1 pseudogene is annotated in these 229 nt (G+C 37.1%); it reads left to right on the forward strand.

The features are described from left to right. Positions 1-229 (forward strand): annotated as a pseudogene (locus tag V6260_RS18790) (EamA/RhaT family transporter); the annotation flags it as partial.

Here is a 229-nt window from a genome sequence, read left to right on the forward strand (position 1 = left end):
GACTAAATCACTTTGTACTTAATAGGCAATCTATGATAGCCGTAGTAGCGGCATTAAGCGCTTCACTTTGCTATGACATTGCATCGCATTACACTAAAAATGCGCCTAAATTGGCTACATTCGATAACGCTCATGGCTCAATGTGGGCGTCGAGTTTTATAGTTTTGCCAATTATTTTATTTATTACAATAAGTGAAATTCAAACCACCAACGTTTTGCTAGGTGTATT

The organism is Pseudoalteromonas aliena (assembly GCF_038155085.1).
Taxonomy (GTDB): Bacteria; Pseudomonadota; Gammaproteobacteria; order Enterobacterales; family Alteromonadaceae; genus Pseudoalteromonas; species Pseudoalteromonas aliena_A.